Origin of the sequence: Streptococcus sp. HMSC065E03 (assembly GCF_001815045.1) — a bacterium.
Taxonomy (GTDB): Bacteria; Bacillota; Bacilli; order Lactobacillales; family Streptococcaceae; genus Streptococcus; species Streptococcus parasanguinis_AD.
In genome coordinates, this window is sequence record NZ_KV818853.1 from 508895 (window position 1) to 530081 (window position 21187).

Below are 21187 nucleotides of genomic sequence, written 5' to 3' on the forward strand. Positions count from 1 at the left end.
TTCCTATAGTCTCCCTTATTTTCATACTGATCTTCATTATACTAAAAAAAAGGTGAGGAAGGAATCCCTTCTTCACATTTAGTTTATTTTATTCGGTTTGGCTCGACGATCCGTTTGACTTTCAATATGCTCTTTCACCAAGGCAACCACCTCATCATTGGTTGGAAGGTCCGAGTGCTGGGCATCTTCCCCCGTCACCGTAATCTCCGTATAGCTAGCTGCTTGGTTTTGGTAGATATATTTCCCAGCAGAGACACTGGCATCCGGGACTAACTCATCTGAATCATAGGTAATGGTCCCTGCTACTGAATACATATGAAGGGTTGTCGGGATGGCTTCTTTTCCCTTGATAAAATCGGCCAACATCTCAGATTTATTTTTGATATTGGTCTCCGTGAAATTGTAAGGAGTCCCGATGGTCATGAGGGTCTTGAGATCTATATCATAATCCCCCAGATAATTTTCAATAAAGGCTGTATAAATCAAACCACCGTTGGAATGACCCAAGCCCTTAAAATTATTAAAATTGTATTTTTCTTGAAGGGCTTCAAAGGCTTGATTAAAGAGTTTGGCTTGCTTTTTAATGTTGCTATAGCCATCTTTGTTGTTTTCAAAACCAACCACAATTACCGGCTCATTGTCCTTGGCATCAATACTACCACTATAGGTGATATGCCCATCATTCCAAACCTTAACCTTAAGCAGACTGTGTTTGGTTCCTTGGCGTCCTTGGTTGAGCTTGGTCACCAAGCCATCGAAGCGGTTCTCTGTTGCTGAGCTTCCCGGTATCATGATGATGGGAGACAATTTTGAATTATAAAATTTCTCAATTTTTGAAACATTGGTCCGAGTCCAGCTATAAGAAGGAATGGCTAAAGCGATCAAGAAAAGACTGACCAAAGTGAGGACGATTGCTGTTTTTTTAGATTGTTTCATCGCTTTCTCCTTTCACTTTTAAGTCTTTTCGAATACGATTTCCCATACGGACAAATGGTAGATAAAGGAGCACATCGACGGCAAAACAAAGTATACTGACGGCTAAAGCCCTCAGACTTCCTCCGGTTCCAATAAAAGCATAGAGAAGACTAGGTGTCCCATCTGGCACCGGATAGACGGCTGCTGGCATCAGTTTGAGGCACAAAGCTAGAGCTGCTATCGCCATATTCACCAAAGGGATCAATAAAAAGGGAATCACATATAGGAGGTTGAGAAGGACCGGTATCCCTACCATGAAAGACGCCCCGTTGTTAAAGAGACTTGGAAACAGACTGAGAAAACTGACTTTCTTGTCCTTTTGACTTCGTGAAACCAATAAGATTGCAACCAAAAGCGCTAGGACAGCGCCGACACCAGCTACCAGACCAAAACTGCGGTACAAATTGGTCAAGGTATAGAGATGAGGAATGCCTGTCGTTGTATGATGCGTCACAGCGTAGGTGAGATTTTCCAAAGCAAAGTTATCATCCGTAATTGAGTTCAAGGCAAAGGATTGACTATTACCAAACCAAGCAGATAGCCCACTAAATAGTCCCATGACAAAGGTGGACAAGAGATGATGATTGCTTACCGTGAGAGAAGCCAAGAACTGTCGGATAGTCTGAAAAATATTAAATTTGTTCCCAAGAACCAAAAGAAGATTGAGGCTGACCCCTAGAACTAAGGATAAGAAAATGGGACGCACCGTCTTGGGTTGATAGATGAAATCCTTGTCTACAATCTGGTCGTCACTAGCCTTGGATAGACGAAAGATTTGCCCGATTAGATAGCCTAAAAAAATCGCTAAGACGATATTGGTCGTCGCAGGTAAGTTGATACGCGTCAGTTGCCCGTCATGGAGGGGGCCCACCAACAATTCCTGAGAGCCTACTATTAGACTGACCAAAAGAGCTGTCACTCCAGCTGTCCCTGTACTTCTACCATAGTGCCCAGCTGTATATTTTCCAGCGAAGTAGGTCACTAAAGGCCCAGCTAGCCCTCCTAGAAAGTTGGAAAAATTACCGAGGACCTGGCTGATGGCCTGATCCCATGGCAACCAGCTATCCATCGAAAAGAGCTGATGGATATAGCCTCGATCGGAGAAGACCGATAGAGCGATCACCCGAATGATTCCAGAAAATAGGAAAAAAGGAAATAAGGAAACCAGGGTTTTCTGGGAAATTTGAATCAAACTTTTTTCTCGTAACCAGAAAAACTTCTGGACTAAATACTTGGTCATGGGGCCTCCTGTTCGAGTTGATTGACTTATTCACGTTGCTTACTTTCTTCTTATTATATCATACTGGCGAGCCTTTCCTTTCGTTTGGAGAGATGTCATCAGTTGAGAATGCTGTTAATATTTTCAAAACTTTTCAAAAACTCTTTGACAGGGGTCTTCATTTCCTCTATACTATTTGTTAGCTAACAAAACGATGGATCAGGTTACCGTTGGTCTTGCTATGCTCATAGCGATTGGAGCTGACGGAAAATCAGATCGTAACCATGATTTTTTATACCATAGTCCATGTCTATAGGAAGATTTAGGAGGAATCAGACACCGATGTCACAAGAAAAAATTTCAGCCAAGGTCTTGTTCGCGATCTTTGCGACAGGGATCCTGTCCTTTTGCGGGGTGGCTGGAGAAACTGCCATGAACATCACCTTTCCAATATTGATGAAGGAATTTGAGATCAACACCGCAACAGTCCAGTGGGTTACCACCATCTATCTCCTAGTGGTTGCCTGTGTGGTCCCCTTATCTGCTTATCTCAAGCGTTCCTTTAAAATGAAGTCCATCTTTTTAGTTGGAAATCTCCTATCTGTTTTAGGTGTTCTTATCGACTTCTTAGCACCAAATTTTGGCTTTGTGGTCCTGGGGCGATTGGTCCAAGGAATGGGGGTTGGTTTTGCCCTCCCTCTGATGTTTAATATCATTTTAGAACAAGTCCCAAAACGTAAGATCGGTCTCATGATGGGAGTGGGGACCTTGATTACAGCCATTGCACCCGCTATTGGGCCTACTGTCGGGGGGCTCTTAACAGCTAGCTTCGGTTGGCGTTCCATCTTCTTGGTTCAATTCCCGATCCTTCTAGCTTCGCTAGTTGCAGGACTTCGCTCCATTGAACAAATCAGTATAGTCAAGCGAGAAACCCTTGATATCATGAGCCTTCTCGCTATTATTGCTTCATTTTTAGGCTTGATTTTAGGGATTCACGGTCTTTCTGATCATGCTTTCTTTAGTTTTTCTGTCCTTGGCTGGCTGATGATCGGAATCTTGGGACTGGTTCTCTTAGTCTGGCGGTCCAATCAGTTGGAGAATCCCATTATCAACCTTGCCATCTTAAAGAACCATCTCCTCACTGGCCATGTTCTTGCCTTTTTCACTTTCCAATTAGGTTCTCTGGCCATGAGTTTCCTCTTGCCCAATTATATCCAGTTGGTCAACCACTCAAGCACTACGCTTGCAGCCTTGATGCTGCTTCCAGGAGCCATCATTGGAGCTGGCTTTGCTCCTTTCTCCGGTCTCATTCTAGATAAACTAGGCGCCCGCAGACCAATTCTCCTTGGAGCTGTTTTGATCCTTCTGGCTCATTTCTTCTTCACACTCTTTGGCTTGAAGTTATCAAATGTCTTGATTCTTGTCTTTTACATGATCTTCATGACCGGTATGGGACTTGCCTTTGGCAATATTATGACCAACGGACAAAAACAACTGTCTCTGGAAGAGCAACCCGATGCGAACGCGATCTTTAACACCTTGCAACAATTTGCAGGTGCTGTTGGAACAACCCTGGCTTCCTTGATCGTTGCCATGAGCCAAGCCAATCAAAAGCTGGATTTCACCCAAGCCACAGCTAAAGGCAGTCGCAATGGTTTCATGACCTTATTTGCCTTAGGTATTTTCCAACTCCTTCTCTTATTTTGGGTTGTTGGGAAAGAACAAGATACGAATTAATTTTTCTCATCAGAAAGGAGCTGGGAATAAACTGTCCAGCCTTCGATCTTTGATAGAAATAACTGTATGACGCAGTGGTTGATTGCTCAAAGCACTGCTTTGAGGTGGTAGATAGGACTTGCGAAGCAAGTTTCCTAAGTAGTTGTTCGCTTAATTAAGCTCCAAAGAAGACCTAATCAACTTTGCGGGGGTGGGAAAACGAACTCTTCTAAATTAGTTGGAGTTCTTTCCCACTCCCTTTTTATTATCCTTTTCTGACCCGTGTGACAATGCCATCAGGATCTTCAAAGGTAAGACCACTTCCGCTAAATAAACCTTGCTAGAATAGGCGTATGCCCTATTCTTTCTTTTTTGCTTGCAATGTCAAAGATTATAACTTAAATTTCATTAAATTGTCGAACTTTTATCATTTGAGTTAAAATCCTTGCTTTCTTTTTGTATTTTATTTATAATCATTCTAAATAAGACAAAGGAGATATTGTATGACTGAAATAAAACATGGAGTAGATGAATCATTTAACGACCGATTGAATATCTTGAGAGCTGCTGTTCTCGGGGCCAATGATGGAATCATTTCTATCGCTGGAGTGGTGATCGGGGTGGCCAGTGCCACACCAAACATCTGGATCATTTTCCTATCTGGCTTATCGGCGATTCTGGCAGGTGCCTTTTCGATGGCAGGCGGTGAGTATGTCTCTGTTTCCACACAAAAAGACACGGAAGAAGCCGCTGTGAACCGCGAACAAGCCTTGTTGGATCGCGATCCAAAGTTAGCAAGAGACTCTCTCTACAATGCTTATCTTCAAAATGGAGAATGCGAAACTTCCGCAAAGATTTTGACAGAACGGGCCTTTCTGAAATATCCCCTCAAAGCCCTGGTCGAAGAGAAATATGGTATCGAATACGAGGAGTTTACCAATCCTTGGCATGCTGCTGCATCTAGCTTCCTTGCTTTTTCTGTTGGTTCCCTTCCTCCAATGCTCTCGATCATTCTCTTTCCAACTGCCTATCGCATTCCGGTGACGGTCTTCGTTGTTGGACTATCCTTAATCTTCACTGGCTATACCAGTGCGAAACTGGGAAAAGCACCAACCAAGCAAGCCATGCTTCGCAACCTCATCATTGGACTTCTCACCATGGGTGTGACCTACTTCTTCGGGCAACTCTTTAGTATCTAAAAAGCTGAGACTTCTGTCTCAGCTTTTTCTTATGCTTCTAATAGATCTTGTGCTTGTTTTTTCAGTCCTTCCACTGCTTCGTCCGTCAAGATTAATTCACCTGTTCCCCAGGCTTCTGGGTTTACGGTTGTTCCAGTGAACTCTCCAACTACTTGAGTTCGAACGAATGGCAAAAGCGCTTGGTATGCCGCAAACATTGGTTCGTGTCCAGCATTGGCAACTGAAGAAACCGTTACGATCTTGTCTTGAAGGGCAGATGGACCACGAGTTTCTGACAGGTCAAGGGCACGGCTAAGCCAGTCGATCAGGTTTTTCACTACACCTGGAATCGCAAAGTTATAGACTGGCGAGAAAATCCAGATGGCATCCGCAGCAAGAACCGCATCACGCGCTGCCTGCACAGCTGGCAAAGTCGGTGTTTCCAAATCTTGGTTCATCATAGGGATGTCCTTGTAGTCCAAGTAAGTCACCATTGCTTTTCCTTCAAGAAGACTTTCTGCTTTCTGAGCCATTTGGTGGTTGAAAGATCCTTGACGAAGGGATCCGACGATAAATAAAATGTTTTTCATAGTTGCTTTTTCTTTCTGTTGTAAGATCATTTATTACAATAGTTATTATACAGAATCAAAATGTAATGTCAAGGATTACAACTTGGAATTTACTAAGCTTTATTAAATTCACTAAGCAAGGGCTAAGACAATTGAGAGGCTAGGACTTTTGTCCCAGCCCCCTCACTTTTATGCATGCTCCAATCCTTTTCGTGTGTTTTCCTTGATGGTTTCGGCTGAATGGAGTAATTTTTCTTTTTCTTCTTCTGTCAAATGCAAGTCCAATCGTTCAAGAATTCCTTTTCGACCCACGATCGCTGGGTAGCCAAGATAGGTTCCATATTCTGGACGATAGTTAGACACTGGCATTTCCTCGTGGCTATCATTGATCACAGCTTCTGCCAAGCGTTGGGCTGCTGCTGCAATCCCAAAATTGGTATAGAATTTGCCAAAGAAAACCGTGTGGCCACCGCGCAAGGACTCGTAGTTGATGGCGTCAAGCTCTTCTTGAGAGAAGAGATCGGTAATGGCGTGTCCCTTAACACGGACCTGACTCCAAGCAACAAATTGAGAATTTCCATGCTCACCGAGGTTGTAACCTGATACACTAGCAGGTGAAACCTGCAAACGATCAGCGACTGCACGCTTCATCCGAGCTGTATCCAGCAAGGTCCCTGTCCCAATCACCTGCTCTTTTGGAAGGCCGGTATATTGTTGATAGAGTTGAGTGACGGCATCGACTGGATTGGTCACTACCAATAAGACCCCGCTAAAGCCAGAAGCCTTCAAATCACGCGCTACTTGTACCACTTGCTTGCTGGAAAAGGGAAGCTCCGCAAAACGGTCATCTGTGTTATTAGCCTGCAACTCGATATTTCCAAGAGTCGACACCACGACATCCGCGTCTTTTAGAGCAGCATAGTCATTGACCGTGATATGCACCGGATACCCTGTATTGGCAACCGTATCACAGAAATCCAAGGCATCTGCCTTGACCTTTTTCTCATTGGTATCAATCAAGACCAAGTGATCACAGGTGTGTTTCAAAATCATGCTGTGGGCCAAGGTGGCACCCACATGCCCCAAACCAATAATACCAATTTTTCTTGTCATCAGAATCCTCTTTTCTAGTATCGATCACACTGTTGGTGAGGATAGCTCTTTGTTGACTCTATTCTACCACAATTCTAGAAAGGCGGATTGAAAAAATGGGAAAATTTTCAAGTTTTTTTCAAAAAAAAGAGGCAGTGCCTCTTTTAACGACTCAAGAAAGAAGAGTCTCAATCTCTTCAAGCGACAAACCCGTCATCTCCGATATAAGATCAGGCGTCATTCCTCGCGAGATCATCTCGCATACCAACTGTTTACGGCCTTGTTCCAAACCTTGTTCCAGACCTTGTTCCAGACCTTCTTCACGCGCTTCGTCTATAGCCGTCTCCAGGGTCATATCATAATTTTCTTGAATACGAATTCGCTCGTCTATCATGGTCTTCTCCTCCTTGGTCCAGCTAGATGAATCTAATAATGAATCTGCGTGGGCTACAGCCTGACTGGGAGCTTTTGTGAAGGGAAGATTCCCAAAAAATTCCAGCCACTGTCTGCCTGCATCTGTCAGATTCTCATCTTTATTATACTTGTCTAGCTCTAAAAAGGCAACCTGCAGAAGATTTTGGTGCTTGCCATTTTTATAATAGGCCTTAAGTTGCTTGCCGGACCGGCTATTGGTCAGCCAGTATTTGTTGATGGCAGCCTCTTCGTCTAGCAAGAGCGACTTCTCCAAAATTGCAATCCCATAGACGGGCTCCATCTGCTCGTACATCTTATGTGTCTGACCTTGCTGGCGCAGTTTTTGCACATTTTCCACCAGCTGATTGGCCAAATAGTAATGGAACCGATTCAAGAAATACTGCTGCTTGCGAATCTGGATCTCGATGATCACCTCGGTCCCGTCATGGAGCTTGGCTCTCACATCCACCGCAGTGGAGAACAAGTCATCCTCCTCATAGGCCATGCTGTGGGGCTGGCTTCCCTCCACAATCTGAGCATCCGCTACATCCAGCTCTAAAATATCCCGAATAAATGCTGCCGTCACCTCCGGCAAACTAAAAATCTTCTTGGCCATGATGTCCAAGGTCGGCGATACATGCGCGTGTCTCTTTTGCATCCCTGCTCCTTTTCGATAAAAAATAGAGGGAAGGTCCCTCTACTTCTATAATTCAAAAAAAATTTGGGAAATAGCGAATAAAGTACCCTTTACCTAATCCCTATCTCCTCGCACCCTAGCCCTTAAACTCTTGGACAAATTTCTTGAGTTCGGCATCTGCTTCTGGAGTCGTTCCATGAAGCTGGCTGAGCATGTCTAGAAGAGAAGCTGTCTGGGTTTCAATCGTCGCATTGGTTTGGTTAATCTTAGCCACGATCTCTGTCAGTGGCTCTACTTCTTCTTCCTCAAAGGTGTCCACATAGCGTGGGATATTGAGGTTGTAGTCATTCTCGACGATCTCCTCAAAACTAGCCAGATGGGCGAACTTATCCATATCCTCTCTGCTCTTATAGGCCTTGAGGATCTTCTCGATATGAGCATCTGTCATGATATTCTGGTTCTTGCCCTTGTCAAATTCCTTAGAAGCATCGATAAAGTAAACGTCCCGATTGGTTCGGTTCTTTTTGAGAATGATGACCGTCGTTGGGATGCTGGTATTGAAGAAGATATTGGCAGGTAGACCGATCACCGTATCAATAGCCCCTTCTTCCAGCAAGGCCTTGCGAATGGTTCCTTCAGCATTGCCACGGAAAAGGACCCCGTGAGGAAGGACGATAGCCATGATTCCCTTGTCCTGCTTGAGATGGTAATAACCGTGCAAGAGGAAGGCGAAGTCTGCCTTGGATTGAGGGGCGAGCTTACCAAATGGGGAGAAGCGTGGATCTTGAAGGAAGCCAGAGCTTGCAGACCACTTAGCTGAGTATGGAGGGTTCATAAGGACCCCATCAAAGTTGGTCGGTTCTTGGGTCGGCCAGTCTTCGTCCAGCGTATCGGCATTGTGCAAGAACTGGTTTTCCACCGGAACCCCGTGTAGGATCATGTTCATCCGAGCCAGGTTATAGGTAGAGGTATTGAGCTCCTGACCAAAGTACTGGACCGTTTGAGGCTGGTGAGAAAATTTCTTGGCATTGAGCAAGAGGGATCCTGATCCCATGGTGGCATCGTAGATAGTAAAGCCTTGCTCGTCTTCACGCCCTAAAAAGGCAATCTGGGTCATGAGCTTGGCTACAGGCTGGGGCGTATAGAACTCTCCTGCTTTCTTACCAGAGTCGGTCGCAAACTGACCGATCAAGTACTCATAGGCATCCCCAAGCATATCACCCGCATGACCTGCCACGTCCAGCACTGCTAATTCTTTCATAACGGCAGCCACTAGCTGGTTTTGCTTTTGAGGTGTCGCCCCTAGCTTTTTGGAGTAGAGATCAATGTCCTCAAAGAGGTTCTCATAGAGATCATCACATTGCTCGATGTCTCGGAAGCCCTGAGCTAGATCTTCCAGCTGGAAGGTCCCTTCATTGACCCGATCCACCAAGGCCGTAAAGGTCAAGTCGGGCTTGATGACATAGTTGAGCTCATCGGTGATGACGGAGATCAAGTCCTCTTGAGAATCGGGATCCTCATAGTAAGATCGGTAAAGCGCCAAGGCTTCATCCAGACTCTCTGTCTCCTCCTCCATGGTCTCCACCACGAAGAAGAGCAACTTATCTGAGAGGTACTTGTAAAAGATCATTCCCAAAAGGTAAGACTTGTAGTCATTGGCATCCATCTTAGAGCGGAGCACATCCGCTGAGTTCCACAGGGCTTGGTAGAGCGACTGGGAGGTTTGTGTTGTTTCCATAGTTATTCTTTCTGATTTCTTTTAGACCTTTTCTTGTTCCAGTGGGACGACGGCGAGGGTCTTGCCCAGACTGGCTAAGACTTTCAAGACCGTGTCCAATTGAGGACTGGTCTTGCCTGTCTCCATTCGAGCGATGACCGGTTGACTAACCCCACTGAGTTCTTCTAGTTTCTTTTGGCTAATGCCCTTTTCATGTCGAGCCTCGATCAACTCTGTCATAATCGCGACCCGCAGGTCACTTTCCAGAATTTCTTCCTTGGTGAAGAGCTCTGCTCTCACATCTTTCCAATTGCTGCCGATGGCACTATTCTTCATCTCTTAGCCCTCTTTTCTTCAAATCTTGCAACTCCCGCTTGGCTTTCTCTATCTCTCGTCTGGGTGTTTTTTGCGTCTTTTTGACAAAATGATGCAGTAAGACAAAACTCCCATCCAGCCAAGCCACGAATAAAATCCGATCTCGCAAGGGTCTCAACTCCCAAATCTCCGCATCCAGATGCTTGATGTAGGGTTGGCCAGCACGTGTTCCATGCTGACTTAAAAGCTCGATGTAGTCGTTGAGCTTGTTGAGTTTGATCCGGCTGTCCTTATTATCGCGACGAGCTAGCTCCCTCATGTAGTCTAGGACCGGTTGATTCCCCTGTTTGTCCTTATAAAAATAAATAGCGTGCACAAAGCAACCCCTTTTCGAATTTATTATAACTCTAAAGTTATTAAAAGTAAATACTTTTAAGTTATTAAATACTAAGGAGCACCCTTTGAAAAGATCAAAGAGGCTCACTTATACTATTCGAAAAATGATGGGCACATGGATGCAGATAAGGATCATTTTTGAAGTTTAGATAAACATATCTTGTAAGAGTTTCTTTTTGAGTGTTTCAAGCTGAGAAATTTTTTCTTGATGAGCAGCGATGAGGTTTTCGAGGTTAGAGAAATAGGTTCCGATAGCTTTTTGTTCTTGAAATGCTGGACACAGAAATTCGTATTTTTTAAAGTCTACAGTCGTAAAACTTGCCTGATTTACCGCAGGTTTAGTAATAGATTTTATATAATTTTGATAACTTTGCACGAAAGTCATTAAATATATAAAATAAGGATAGTAGTCTTCTTTTACGGTTAATTTCAATATATTTGTTGTATATATTGTCTCTCTATTTGGTTCTCTTGACACAATTGCAGCAGTTCCCATTTTTGCCTCACTATTTATAAAATTAACCAATATGTCATTCTCTTTTACAAAATAATTTGCTGTATTAGCCCCTTTAGGATCTACCTTAAACCAGTATTTTATATCTCTATCCAAATTCAAATTTCCGTCACTAATATTGTTAGCTCTAATAACTGGAAGGCCAATATCATCATTTGATAATTCTCGCGACAAGCCACTTTTTAACTCAGATAATACATCACCTAATTTTATAATTCTCCACTCTCCTTCAAATCCATCTAAACGAATCTCAGGCACCGTCTGTCCAGCTTTTGGAAACATCTTGGAGAGCATGGTCGCCTTGAGGGATTGGTAGTTAGCAAGATTATCCTTGTAACTAGCCAGAAGATCATCGAGGGTACGGAAGAGGGTGCCGATAGCGGATTGTTCTTTCTGACTAGGAACAGGTACTTTTGTTTTTCGAAGTGTTTCTAACCCCAAAAATTTCTGAGTATTCCCAGCCATCTCAATTTGAATGTATTTATTGAACAAGTCAGTTTTTAAATATTGTAATAAAAATTGATTTTGTAATTGTCCATCCTTTTTTATTAATCCTACATTCTTAATTGCAAATCCGGCTTCTTCAATTAAAACCGGCTTTCCTATTGTACCAATAAGCCCAAGTAAAATATCACCTATTTCTACTTTTGAACGTTTATTAATTTCATTATAATCCGACTCAGAAATCAATGATACATCGTTTAAATTTAATCCAGAATCTGTTAAATTTTTTGAAGTTACTAAAGGATAACCTGAAAAAAAATAGTTGGGAGAAGCATGAGTACCATCTCTAACATCTTTAACTTCTTTTAATTCTGTATATAGCCAATCATTTAAATAATCTTTAAATCTTATTTTAGGAATAAACGTAATCATTTTTGACATCTTACTACCCACTATAAATTCAACTTTTCTATATTACATAATAGTACTTCGTAATTTTTTCTTCCATCTATATTTAAAATACATTCCAATGTATCATATAAAAAGATATAAATCTCCGATTCCTTTCGTAAACTTTTCAAAATTTTCAACGATTTCTTAGAATGTTTCTTTAAAACCTTTAACAAAGCCTTCACTTTTTTACCATTTTTCCTTGTTTTTTTTTCAAAAAAACTATTTATCAAATTTTTTATTTGAATCAGTTCATTCTCTAAACTTACTCTCGCTTCGAATCTATTATTTATATTATAGATTTCATCCATTAATAACTCTAAAACAGGAAATGATTCTTTAATAGTATCCAAGTCATATCCTTGATTTTCACCACTGTGAGCAAACAAATGTCTATTTTCAATCATAAGATCATAAGACTTATAATTATCTTCAAATTCCTTAATTTTTAGTAATTTTATAATTTGACCTTCATCAAATTGAATAAATTCACTGAATAAGTTAGATATATCTTTCACCTTTATATTTGGTACAAACCTTTTTTTTGGAATTTTTTTCTCAACAAATTTAGCAAGATGTTGGTTTTCAATAAAATCTTCATCTTGCATATTCAAAATTGAATATATAAAATATTTAACTAATTGTTCCGAAAATGTATAAGAGGAGATTAGTAAGCTAGGTTTATAGAAATCATACGCCGTTTGTAACACCTTAAAATCTAAATCTATACTCATTGCAAATTCTCTATGTTCCGAACGAAATTCTGAAAGACTAGCCTGCATCATTTCAGCATATTCAATTTCTTTCTTAATTTTTTCTAACCTCTCAAAATAATCTAGGTAATCTCTGTTTTTAAACATCTTTATACTCCAAATATAGATTCACAAATTTCATACCTTTTTTCAATTGATCTATACGTTCCTGTATTTGCTGAAAACGGACTTTTCTCAGTATCCAGTACATCATCTTCATAGACTTTTTGCATTTTTTGTTTATATTTCTGGAATAATTCTTGATTTATAGCATAATCATTCTCAACAATAACTCCAACTAAAGATTCTAATATTGCAATATTTAATATACCTTCAAATTTACCTTCAGAATTTACTCTTTTAAAAATATCTTCTCCAAACAAATCCCAAAGTTCTTTTATAACACTGAAAATTGAATTTATTCGGTTAACATCAATTTTGTTATTGCGATAAATTTCACAATATTCATCCAGCATATTTTTTATACCTCTTTTTGAAAATTTATATTTTTTATAGTATGCATCACTGATTGCTAAAGTGCGTAGAAGTGCCTCAACATGAATATCCTTTTTTACTTGAGTAGCAGAAAATAGAGATATAAAAACTTCATCAGAGTTTGCATAATCATATAAGTCGTTCATAAATTCACCATATGCTAACGATTTACGGATTTGCATTGAATTTAATTTTTCTGAACCTGTATTAATTCTTTCGAATATTAAATATTTTGATGTGAAATCTCCAGGTGAGATCTGTTTAAACTCCATTAGAGGTACTGTACTTCTTCTAATTTTTCTTTGATAAATAGGCTCTAAATCATCAAATTTCTTTCCTGCGATGCTCTCTTTAATATTTCTATTAGACAACCTAGCAGGCAAATTTCTTCCCGAATCTTTTTTTCCTGACCAAGGATAACCTTTTATATAGTTAAATAATGTTGTTAACCGTTGAAATCCATCAATTATTTCGTATTCGTTATCTTTCACTTCCAATAAGAATAACGGTGGTATTGGTAGACCTAATATGATAGATTCGATAAATCTTGAACTTTTTGCAGAATTCCAGACAAATTCTCGTTGCATCTCTGGTTTTTTTATTTCTCCTAAATCATACATATCAATTAATTCTCCGTAAGACCTATTACTTACCCAGTGCTTTATTATAAATCCATCAGCTTGAAATACATCACTTTCATTAGCAGACGAAATATCATCGTTAAAAATTTCAGATAATTCTTCTTTTTGTTCATCAGTTAATTCGTATCCTTTATTTTGAAATTCTTGAATAATTCCATCCAGACTCTCTGATTCAAGGCACTCACTATATAATTCGTTAATTTGTTCTGTATGTAAAGCAATTACCTTATTGTTAATTAATTGAAAATAAATAGTTATTTTATTCATCTTATAATACTCCTTTTTCTTACCTCCCCACTCTCAGTGGTTCAATCACCTCTTCGATCAGTTGGGTATAGGCTTCTTTGATTTGTTTTTTGTAGCTGAGTGGGTTGAGGGCATCTGCTACTTCTGCCTTGTAGTCTTTGTAGCGTTGGCTCTTGGTCAGCTGGCTTTCGCCGGCTTGTTTTTTGGCACCCTTGCGGTAGTGTTGGATATAGTAGCGGAGTTCGTCAGCTCCGATATACCAGCGTTTGGCAAAGCTTACGATATGGCTATCGATGACGGATTCTATCATCTGGTCCAAGACTCCGGTGATGGATTGTCCTCGGTAGCGTTCGGGCTCTTCTTGGACTTGGGTCCAAAGGTTTTGGATGATCTCAGCGAGGCTTGGATTGGTCCGATTCAGGCTTTCGATATAGCTATCCACGGTTGCGATATCCTTGTCACTGAGGGCTTGCTCGTCATTTTCCTCCTGCTGGATCATACTTTGGATCAGCATCAGAATATAGGCATAGTTGATCTCATCGACTTGGACAGACTCCAGTTCATAGTGGATATCCAGCTCATCTTGGCTGTCCACTTCTGGATCCCTGCTCTTGATCTCCGCTAGGATATTTTGATAGAGGCCCAGATAGTCTTCGAGCTGACTGTCGCTGAGGCCTGTTTCCCGATAGATCTCTTCCTTATCATACTCTGAGTAGACGCGGATCGAGGCTTGGTACTTGTCAAAGACCTGATAGGCTTTAGCAACCTTGCGGAGCTGGGCTGTCGGGGCCTGCTCGAGGGCGACTCCTTCTTCTTCGAAGTCTGTGACTTGGCCTTTAAACTCTGCCCAGGCTTTTAAGAAGTTGCGCTTCTCTTCTTCCCAGCTTGGTGCTAGGACCTCATTTTCTCCCCCATTAGAGTAGAGTTTGAGGGCATTGTCGACAGCTTCCTTGAAGGCTTGAGGACGCTGGAAGGTGATGATATGGCCGAAGTGCTTCTTGTCATCAAAGATCCGATTGGTCCGGCTGAAGGCCTGGATCAAGTCCTGTGGGCGCATGGGCTTGCGATCGATAAAGAGTGTAGAAAGACAAGGAGCATCAAAGCCAGTCAAGAGACGGTCAACCACGATGACCAAATCCAACTGCTCATTGCGGTAGAGGTACTTATCCTGCTTTCTAGCCAGGCGATTGTTGACATCGGTGTTAAAGCCCCGCAGATCCGCTAGGCTAAAATGCGTTCCAAACTCTTGGTTGTAGTCCTCCATGACCTGCTTCATGTGGTCTTGGTAGCCGATAGACTCTTCCTCATTTTCAGACACTGAGTAGGTGATGGTAAACTTTGGAAAATCTGGTAGGTATTGTTTGACCCGCTCGGAAACTTTGACCCGCTCCTTGCCAGCGAGTATGCTCTTGAGCAGATTGTAATAGGCTTGTGCTCGTGGGATGGACTTGACTGTCAAGATAGCTTCATAGCTCTTTCCGACCCCTTTAGGGATATTGAGCTGTTGCTGACTCTTATTGAGGATGGCATCCAGGACTTCTAGCATATGCTCCTTGTCCTCATAGGCCTGGTCTGGGATCTCTTCTTCTAGCAGATCTGAGATGATGGTATTGCGGTAGTCTACCTTAAAGCCTAGAACCGCTCCATCATGGATGGCTTCCTTGACGGTGTATTCATGTAGGCGATCACCGTACTGTTGGTGGGTGGTCTGAGCCAGATCTCCCACTTGTTTGCGTTTGTTTTCCTTAAAGATCGGAGTCCCTGTAAAGCCATACCAGAGAGAGTTCTTGAAGTAGGCCTTGATCTCCTTTTGCGTCTGTGGGGTGACCGCCCGGTGGCACTCATCCACGACAAAGGCCACGCGCAGGTCCTTGATCTTCCCAGCATCCCGCTGGTACTTCCCTTCTTCGAACTTACGCATCATGGTCGTGATTTTCTGAATGGTCGTGACCACCACGCGCTTATCATTTCCCCCTAGGCGTTTGACCAGCTCATGGGTATTGTCGGTCTCGTCGATGTCGATGACATCATTGGCCGCATAAGAGAGGAAGGATGAAGTCGTCTGCTGGTCCAGATCTCTGCGGTCGACGACAAAGATGGTCTTTTGGATCGCTGGAATCTGTAAGAGATTGCGCGCTACCTTGTAAGAGGTCAGGGTCTTGCCTGAACCGGTCGTATGCCAGATATAGCCTGACTCTTGACGGCGAGAGGCTTCCTGTACAGCCTCAATGGCATGGATCTGGTAGGGACGCAGGAGGATGAGGGCTTTCTTACTATCGTCGATGACCGAGTACTGCATGACCATTTGGTGGGCCCGAGGGATGGAGAGGACCTCATGGGCAAAGCTATTGAGATCGATCATGGGCTGGTTGTTCTTGTCCACCCACTTGGTCAGGAATTGCTTGTTTAGCTTGCTTTCCCGCGCTGCAGCAATATAGCGTGTGTCGACCTTATTGGTCACGACAAACATCTGCAAGCTGGAGTAAATGCCCCGGAACTTGCCTTCGCGGTCATACTTTTTGATCTGGTGAAAGGCATCCAGAAAGGCCACTCGTGGACTCTTGAGTTCGATATGGATGAGAGGCAGGCCATTGATCAGAAGGGTCGTATCGAGTCGCCGATCCTGGTCTAGCGGATAGGCCATGTCGCGTTCAACTTGGTTGACCACTTCATAGCTCGACTTACCAGCAGCGATATTGTCCCGCCAAATGACCGCGAGACGGATAGTGCCTAGACTAGCATCTTCACGCTGGACTTCAACCTTGGCGATGCCATTTTCACCAGCAAGCCACTTAGCTGCTTCATAATAGCTGACAAAGTTAAGCTGGTTCTTGATCTGACGCTTTTCTTGGTCAGTCAAGGGATGGTCCGCCAGCACGGCGACATTATTTTGCGCTAGCTTATCAAAGAAATTATCCCACAACTGGTCTTCATTCTTGAGATCCTCTCGGTAGGTCCACTGACTCTCCCCTGATGTCAACTGCTGGATCAACTGTCTTTCAATCTCAAGTTCTGGAGTTGCTACTGCCTTCATCCGTCTATCCTTTTCCTGTACATAATCTCCTATTATTATAGCATGTTTGGGAAAGAAATTAACGCTTTCAAAGCATTTTGTTGGTTTTTCGCGCAAAAAAACGAACCTGGTCTGGTCCGTTTTTTCTTAGTCTAGTTGAATCCCTTTTTCTGCTAGATTGTCTAGGCATTCTTGGAGGTAAGTGTCCTGATGCTCTGGATAGATAGGGGTTCTCAAGGCTTCCTCTTTCAGTCCTGGATAGGCTAGGCAGGTCTTGCCTCGGTAGGTTGGCTCCCACCACTCTGGGCTGACCTTGTAGCCACGAGCGGTCATCTCCTCCATGATCAGGCGGTGATAGGCATAGAGGCGATAGGGCGAGTAGTCAAAGACATAGTTGACCGTCGCGTGCTTCTTGCCCCAGCCATTGCCTCGAAGGGCGCAGCATTCCCGGTGTTGGCCGAGGAGCTGGGGACGAGGGAGTTTGCGAATCAAGTCTTGGTGCCACAGTCTCATTTATTGACCTCCTAGTAGTGTCGAGTCTTGCAAGTAGCGATTGGGATAGCGCTCAAGGAGGGTTTGGATCCCCTTGATGAGATCCTCTTGGCTAGCTTGCCCATGCTGGTATTTCTCAAGTAGCAACATAAAGTCCGCCTTTTCCTCTGCAGTCGCCTGCTTTTTGAAATAGCCCCAAATATGCTGAAAGGCATTGGAGACTTGGCCACGATTTTCCGGCAGGGCTAGCGCTTGCTGGATTAGGTCCTCGACGTGGCTGACCTCCACCTGGTCTTGCTTGAGGTATTCCCGGATCTCCTTATAGATGTTGCTGGAATGACTCAGCACCAGGTATTTATTTTTCGCCCATAGGACTTGGCAGTGATGTTTTTGATCCACTCGTGTCTCCTTTTGATCTTCTCTATGAATAGTCCTCCCATTATACCATGGAAATGAGTGAAGTCATAAAAAAAGAAGCCAGACTTTTGTCCAGCTTTTTTAATTAATTACAAGGCTGTGATCGCTGTGATCAAACCAAAGATGATCCCTGGTGCATTAGCTGCAGCAAGTGGGATATCGCGTTCTTTTTTGAAAAGTCCATAATAGACCCAAAGACTACAGTTGATGGCTGCGACAAGAGGTTGAATAAAGTTTCCTTTGTGACCAGCGAGATTATCTATAATTTGTGGGAAGTAAGAGACATACATCATCACAGACATAAAGGTCGCAACCCAACCAAGAATTTTCATTTGTTTTTCATTCATTTTCATGATACCTTTCGTTTTTTAAGTACGCACTATTCTAACGCTTGCCCTCTTAAAATTCAAGTCTTTTTTTCAAATGTTACCGAACTGTAAAGTGTCACAATCTTGTGATTTTGCAGGAAGATGGATTTCTTCTCAAGGGGATCTTCTCTCTAGTTGCCATTTTTTGACACATTGTCTAATTCTTTTGCAAATGTGATCGTTTTCATTTTGCGTAGCATGCAAATTAATTGCATTTTCTTCCTACTTATGCTATTTTAATACACAGAGGTAAAATTTTATGAATAAACAAAAAATCAACAAAATCGTTGGCTCGATCGGTGCCTTTATTGGGATTATCGTTTTCATTGCCTACATCCCACAAATTATTGCTAATTTACAGGGAAATAAGGCCCAACCTTTCCAACCCTTGTCAGCTGCTATTTCTTGCTTGATCTGGGTCATTTATGGTTGGACAAAGGAACCTAAAAAAGACTGGATTTTGATCATTCCGAATTCGGCAGGTGTCATCCTAGGGGGATTGACTTTCCTTACATCACTTTAATAGAAAGTGAACAAAGACTGAACTCTACGGGTTCAGTCTTTTTTGTGTATCCCTTTGAAAAACAAAAACAATCGCAGTCGGTTTTCGTACAAAAAAGCCCGCTATGAGCAAGCTAAAAAAATTGACAATTCTTTTCTTTGAATAACCTATGCTGGATTATTGTGCAAAAATATCCAAATAATATCTGATTATTATTAGAGTATATTGAAACTTTCCGCTGTGAGAAAAGTGCCTGAAAAAATTATGTTTCAGGCACTCGGAATTATTGAGACCTTAGGCTCAATAATTAGTCATGGAACTTCTTCGAAGTTCGCTGACGTCCGTACTCACCTAAGGAAAGTTTCTAATTTAATTTGAGTTTCTTTTCCTAAATCTGCACAATCTTACGATAACTCCGAGAGGTGATCCAAAAGACGATTAGGTAGGTGATGAGAAAGACAGCACAGACGCTGAGGGTGACGACGAGGACTTGGCCACTATTGATGACACCGAGCACTTTGAGAATGAGGCGGATCATATGGTAGGCAAAGGCCAGGTGGACAAAGGCAAAGATGAGGGGGAGGAAGAAGACGGTCCGCACTTGACGGTTGATGGTCCGTTTGACCTCGTGTTCATCGAGCCCCACCTTTTGGAGGATGACGAAGCGGTCACGGTCTTCATAGCCTTCTGAGATTTGCTTGTAGTAGATGACGATGACCGTTCCGACCATAAAGATCAGTGACAAGAAAATTCCGATAAAGAAGATGCCGCCAAAGAGGCTATTCAACTCTGCCACATCATTGGCACGGTTCCCCCCATAGACAAATGTTCCTTGGGCCTGTTGGCTACTCAATTCATCGATCATCTTGTCATAGCTGGCTGCCAGCTTGAGTTGCTGGTCTTCGTCAACATTGACATTGAAGCCACCATAGATATTGGTATTGATGGCAAGATCCGGAAACTGAGCGACAAATACTGAGAGGTCCGGCACGATCAGGTAGTTGAAATCCTCCGTCAGCATATTAAACTGATTGGGCACGTGATCGGTGATAAAATCCTTGCTCACTTCTTCCTTGACTTGGAAGTCATGCCCGTTGATAGTAAACTGCTTTTGCCCCTTAAGAGCCTCGTTATGGGCAAAGAGGATGACTTGGTTGCCTGTCAGATCGACTTGTTCGCCTGTCATGTGTTCATAACTAGCTACATCAAAGACCATAAAGACAGTTTTAGGAGTGACGCTGCGTTCATCAGCTGGATAGACGGTGAAGTCTGTCCCCTTTTGTGATTTAACTCCAAAGTTGGCATAGGTCATCAGGTCGCGATTCTTGATCTCGAGATGGTGCTCAGAGGCAAATTCATCAAATTTCTGATTGATCTGCTCCAGATCGACCCCTTTTCCTTGGACAGAGAAATCATGAGGCGCCATGATTTTCTTGACCATTTCGCTACCGACATAGATGTTGGTGGCTGCAGAGATGGTCACCAGCACCATGGTCGAGAGGATGGCAATGGTCGCAAGCCCCACTGCATTTTTCTTCATACGATAGATGAGGTTAGAGACCGAGATCATGTTGTTGGGCTGGTAATAGTAGCTCTTCTTTTTCTTAAGCAGATGCAAGAAGACGGTGATCCCCGCATTAAAGAGCAGGTAGGTCCCGATCATGACCAAGATAACCGCTAGAAAGAAGGTCACAAGTGCAATGATGGGGTCTTTAACAGACTGAGCTAGGTAGTAGCCAAAACCAAGAGAGGCTAAGCCCAGGATGGTTTGAGGCCATAAGAAGCGGGCTTTCTTTTCACCACTGGCCTTCTCACGCGTCAACTGCAAGGCATTCAAACGGAGAATGCGCCAAGCATTGAGAAGAATCAAAAGTCCAAAGATGAGACCAAAGGTGACAAAGACCAAGATGACAATTCCAGGTTGGAAGGTGGATACTAGCTGGACCTTCATCTTCATGAGTTTCAAGAGAAAGGCAAAGATCAGCTTGTCAAAGAGGGCTCCAATCAAGACTCCGGCTGAGATAGTCAGCAAGCCAAAAAGCAAGAGTTCCTTGAAGATCATGCTGATGAGATGGCGTTTCTCAAGGCCGAGCATGCTGTAGATTCCCAGCTCCTTAGAGCGGTTTTTCATGACGAAGCTATTGGCATAGAGCACGATGATAGCTCCCGCCGCATTGACCACGAACAGTCCCAAGACGAGGGTAAAGATCATGGAATCGCCCCCTCGAAGCTCGGAAATGTGGGGATTAAAGGTCAGGGAGTCAAAGAGGTAGGCGATGGTCACTGCAAGAATGACCGCAATCGCAAAGGGATAATAGAGCTTGCGGTTCTTGATCAGATTAGAGCAAGCTAATTTAGTGGTTAATCGAAACATCTACTCCACCTCACTTGCCATGACCGTCAGAGTATCCGAGATTTCTTGGAACATCTGACGCTCTGTTTTTTCCCCGCGGAAGATCTGGTTGTAAAGGATCCCATCCTTGATAAAGAGCACGCGCTTGGCCCGAGCTGCTGCTGCTGTCGAGTGGGTCACCATGAGAATGGTTTGCCCCATGGTATTGATATCTTCAAAGACATCTAGCAAAGCTGCCGAAGACTTGGAATCCAGCGCCCCTGTTGGCTCAT

19 protein-coding genes and 1 pseudogene are annotated in these 21187 nt (G+C 43.0%); 3 read left to right on the forward strand and 17 right to left on the reverse strand.

The window, feature by feature from the left end:
* Window positions 1-78: 78 nt before the first annotated feature.
* The gene (locus HMPREF3002_RS09215; RefSeq protein ID WP_021152823.1) at window positions 79-936 is read right to left on the reverse strand and encodes an alpha/beta hydrolase; all 858 of its coding nucleotides are present in this window, start codon (window positions 934-936) and stop codon (window positions 79-81) included.
* Window positions 923-2215 (reverse strand): PTS transporter subunit EIIC, encoded by a 1293-nt coding sequence (locus HMPREF3002_RS09220; RefSeq protein ID WP_070666366.1) that lies wholly within the window; start codon window positions 2213-2215, stop codon window positions 923-925. Before HMPREF3002_RS09220 ends, HMPREF3002_RS09215 begins: the two co-directional genes overlap by 14 nt.
* Before the next feature lie 321 nt (window positions 2216-2536).
* On the opposite strand from HMPREF3002_RS09220, the gene HMPREF3002_RS09225 reads away from it, so the two are divergent.
* Complete coding sequence (locus tag HMPREF3002_RS09225; RefSeq protein ID WP_070666369.1) at window positions 2537-3931, forward strand: MFS transporter; 1395 nt, start codon at window positions 2537-2539, stop codon at window positions 3929-3931.
* Between the two features lie 482 nt (window positions 3932-4413).
* Complete coding sequence (locus HMPREF3002_RS09230; protein WP_003002447.1) at window positions 4414-5109, forward strand: VIT1/CCC1 transporter family protein; 696 nt, start codon at window positions 4414-4416, stop codon at window positions 5107-5109.
* A gap of 29 nt (window positions 5110-5138) precedes the next feature.
* Here the strand turns inward: HMPREF3002_RS09230 and HMPREF3002_RS09235 are convergent, their stop codons facing one another.
* The 13 genes from HMPREF3002_RS09235 to HMPREF3002_RS09295 all read right to left on the reverse strand — a co-directional run bounded on the left by HMPREF3002_RS09235 (window position 5139) and on the right by HMPREF3002_RS09295 (window position 18039).
* Window positions 5139-5678: an NADPH-dependent FMN reductase gene (locus HMPREF3002_RS09235; RefSeq protein WP_070666372.1), complete on the reverse strand. Its 540-nt coding sequence runs from the start codon at window positions 5676-5678 to the stop codon at window positions 5139-5141.
* A gap of 168 nt (window positions 5679-5846) precedes the next feature.
* Window positions 5847-6770, reverse strand: a complete 924-nt coding sequence (locus HMPREF3002_RS09240; protein WP_003006122.1) for an L-lactate dehydrogenase — start codon at window positions 6768-6770, stop codon at window positions 5847-5849.
* Window positions 6771-6921: 151 nt separating this feature from the next.
* A complete protein-coding gene (locus HMPREF3002_RS09245) occupies window positions 6922-7821 on the reverse strand; it encodes an Rpn family recombination-promoting nuclease/putative transposase (RefSeq protein WP_070666375.1) in 900 nt (299 codons plus the stop codon).
* A 115-nt stretch (window positions 7822-7936) separates the two neighbouring features.
* Window positions 7937-9538 (reverse strand): type I restriction-modification system subunit M, encoded by a 1602-nt coding sequence (locus tag HMPREF3002_RS09250; RefSeq protein ID WP_070666379.1) that lies wholly within the window; start codon window positions 9536-9538, stop codon window positions 7937-7939.
* Between the two features lie 21 nt (window positions 9539-9559).
* Window positions 9560-9853: a helix-turn-helix domain-containing protein gene (locus HMPREF3002_RS09255; RefSeq protein ID WP_021144391.1), complete on the reverse strand. Its 294-nt coding sequence runs from the start codon at window positions 9851-9853 to the stop codon at window positions 9560-9562.
* On the reverse strand, window positions 9843-10208 hold the full coding sequence (locus HMPREF3002_RS09260) for a type II toxin-antitoxin system RelE/ParE family toxin (protein WP_070666382.1): 366 nt from the start codon (window positions 10206-10208) through the stop codon (window positions 9843-9845). The genes HMPREF3002_RS09255 and HMPREF3002_RS09260 overlap by 11 nt, the downstream gene beginning before the upstream one ends.
* 165 nt (window positions 10209-10373) lie before the next feature.
* Window positions 10374-11627 carry a restriction endonuclease subunit S gene (locus HMPREF3002_RS09265; protein WP_070666574.1) on the reverse strand — a complete coding sequence of 418 codons (1254 nt, stop codon included), beginning with the start codon at window positions 11625-11627 and terminating at the stop codon, window positions 10374-10376.
* A gap of 11 nt (window positions 11628-11638) precedes the next feature.
* Window positions 11639-12496 (reverse strand): hypothetical protein, encoded by an 858-nt coding sequence (locus HMPREF3002_RS09270; RefSeq protein ID WP_070666385.1) that lies wholly within the window; start codon window positions 12494-12496, stop codon window positions 11639-11641.
* Window positions 12497-12498: 2 nt separating this feature from the next.
* Window positions 12499-13791, reverse strand: coding sequence for a DUF262 domain-containing protein (locus HMPREF3002_RS09275; protein WP_083312678.1), 1293 nt, complete (start codon window positions 13789-13791; stop codon window positions 12499-12501).
* 19 nt (window positions 13792-13810) lie between these two features.
* On the reverse strand, window positions 13811-16804 hold the full coding sequence (locus HMPREF3002_RS09280; RefSeq protein WP_070666388.1) for a type I restriction endonuclease subunit R: 2994 nt from the start codon (window positions 16802-16804) through the stop codon (window positions 13811-13813).
* 126 nt (window positions 16805-16930) lie between these two features.
* Window positions 16931-17296, reverse strand: coding sequence for a TIGR02328 family protein (locus tag HMPREF3002_RS09285; RefSeq protein WP_070666391.1), 366 nt, complete (start codon window positions 17294-17296; stop codon window positions 16931-16933).
* The gene (locus HMPREF3002_RS09290; protein WP_045759191.1) at window positions 17297-17674 is read right to left on the reverse strand and encodes a YbgA family protein; all 378 of its coding nucleotides are present in this window, start codon (window positions 17672-17674) and stop codon (window positions 17297-17299) included. It abuts the gene before it with no gap.
* Window positions 17675-17781: 107 nt separating this feature from the next.
* The gene (locus HMPREF3002_RS09295; protein WP_040803284.1) at window positions 17782-18039 is read right to left on the reverse strand and encodes a SemiSWEET family transporter; all 258 of its coding nucleotides are present in this window, start codon (window positions 18037-18039) and stop codon (window positions 17782-17784) included.
* 280 nt (window positions 18040-18319) lie between these two features.
* On the opposite strand from HMPREF3002_RS09295, the gene HMPREF3002_RS09300 reads away from it, so the two are divergent.
* On the forward strand, window positions 18320-18583 hold the full coding sequence (locus HMPREF3002_RS09300) for a SemiSWEET family transporter (RefSeq protein WP_006596747.1): 264 nt from the start codon (window positions 18320-18322) through the stop codon (window positions 18581-18583).
* A 367-nt stretch (window positions 18584-18950) separates the two neighbouring features.
* Here the strand turns inward: HMPREF3002_RS09300 and HMPREF3002_RS09305 are convergent, their stop codons facing one another.
* Complete coding sequence (locus tag HMPREF3002_RS09305; protein ID WP_070666394.1) at window positions 18951-20936, reverse strand: ABC transporter permease; 1986 nt, start codon at window positions 20934-20936, stop codon at window positions 18951-18953.
* A pseudogene (locus HMPREF3002_RS09310) lies at window positions 20937-21187 on the reverse strand (ABC transporter ATP-binding protein); the annotation flags it as partial.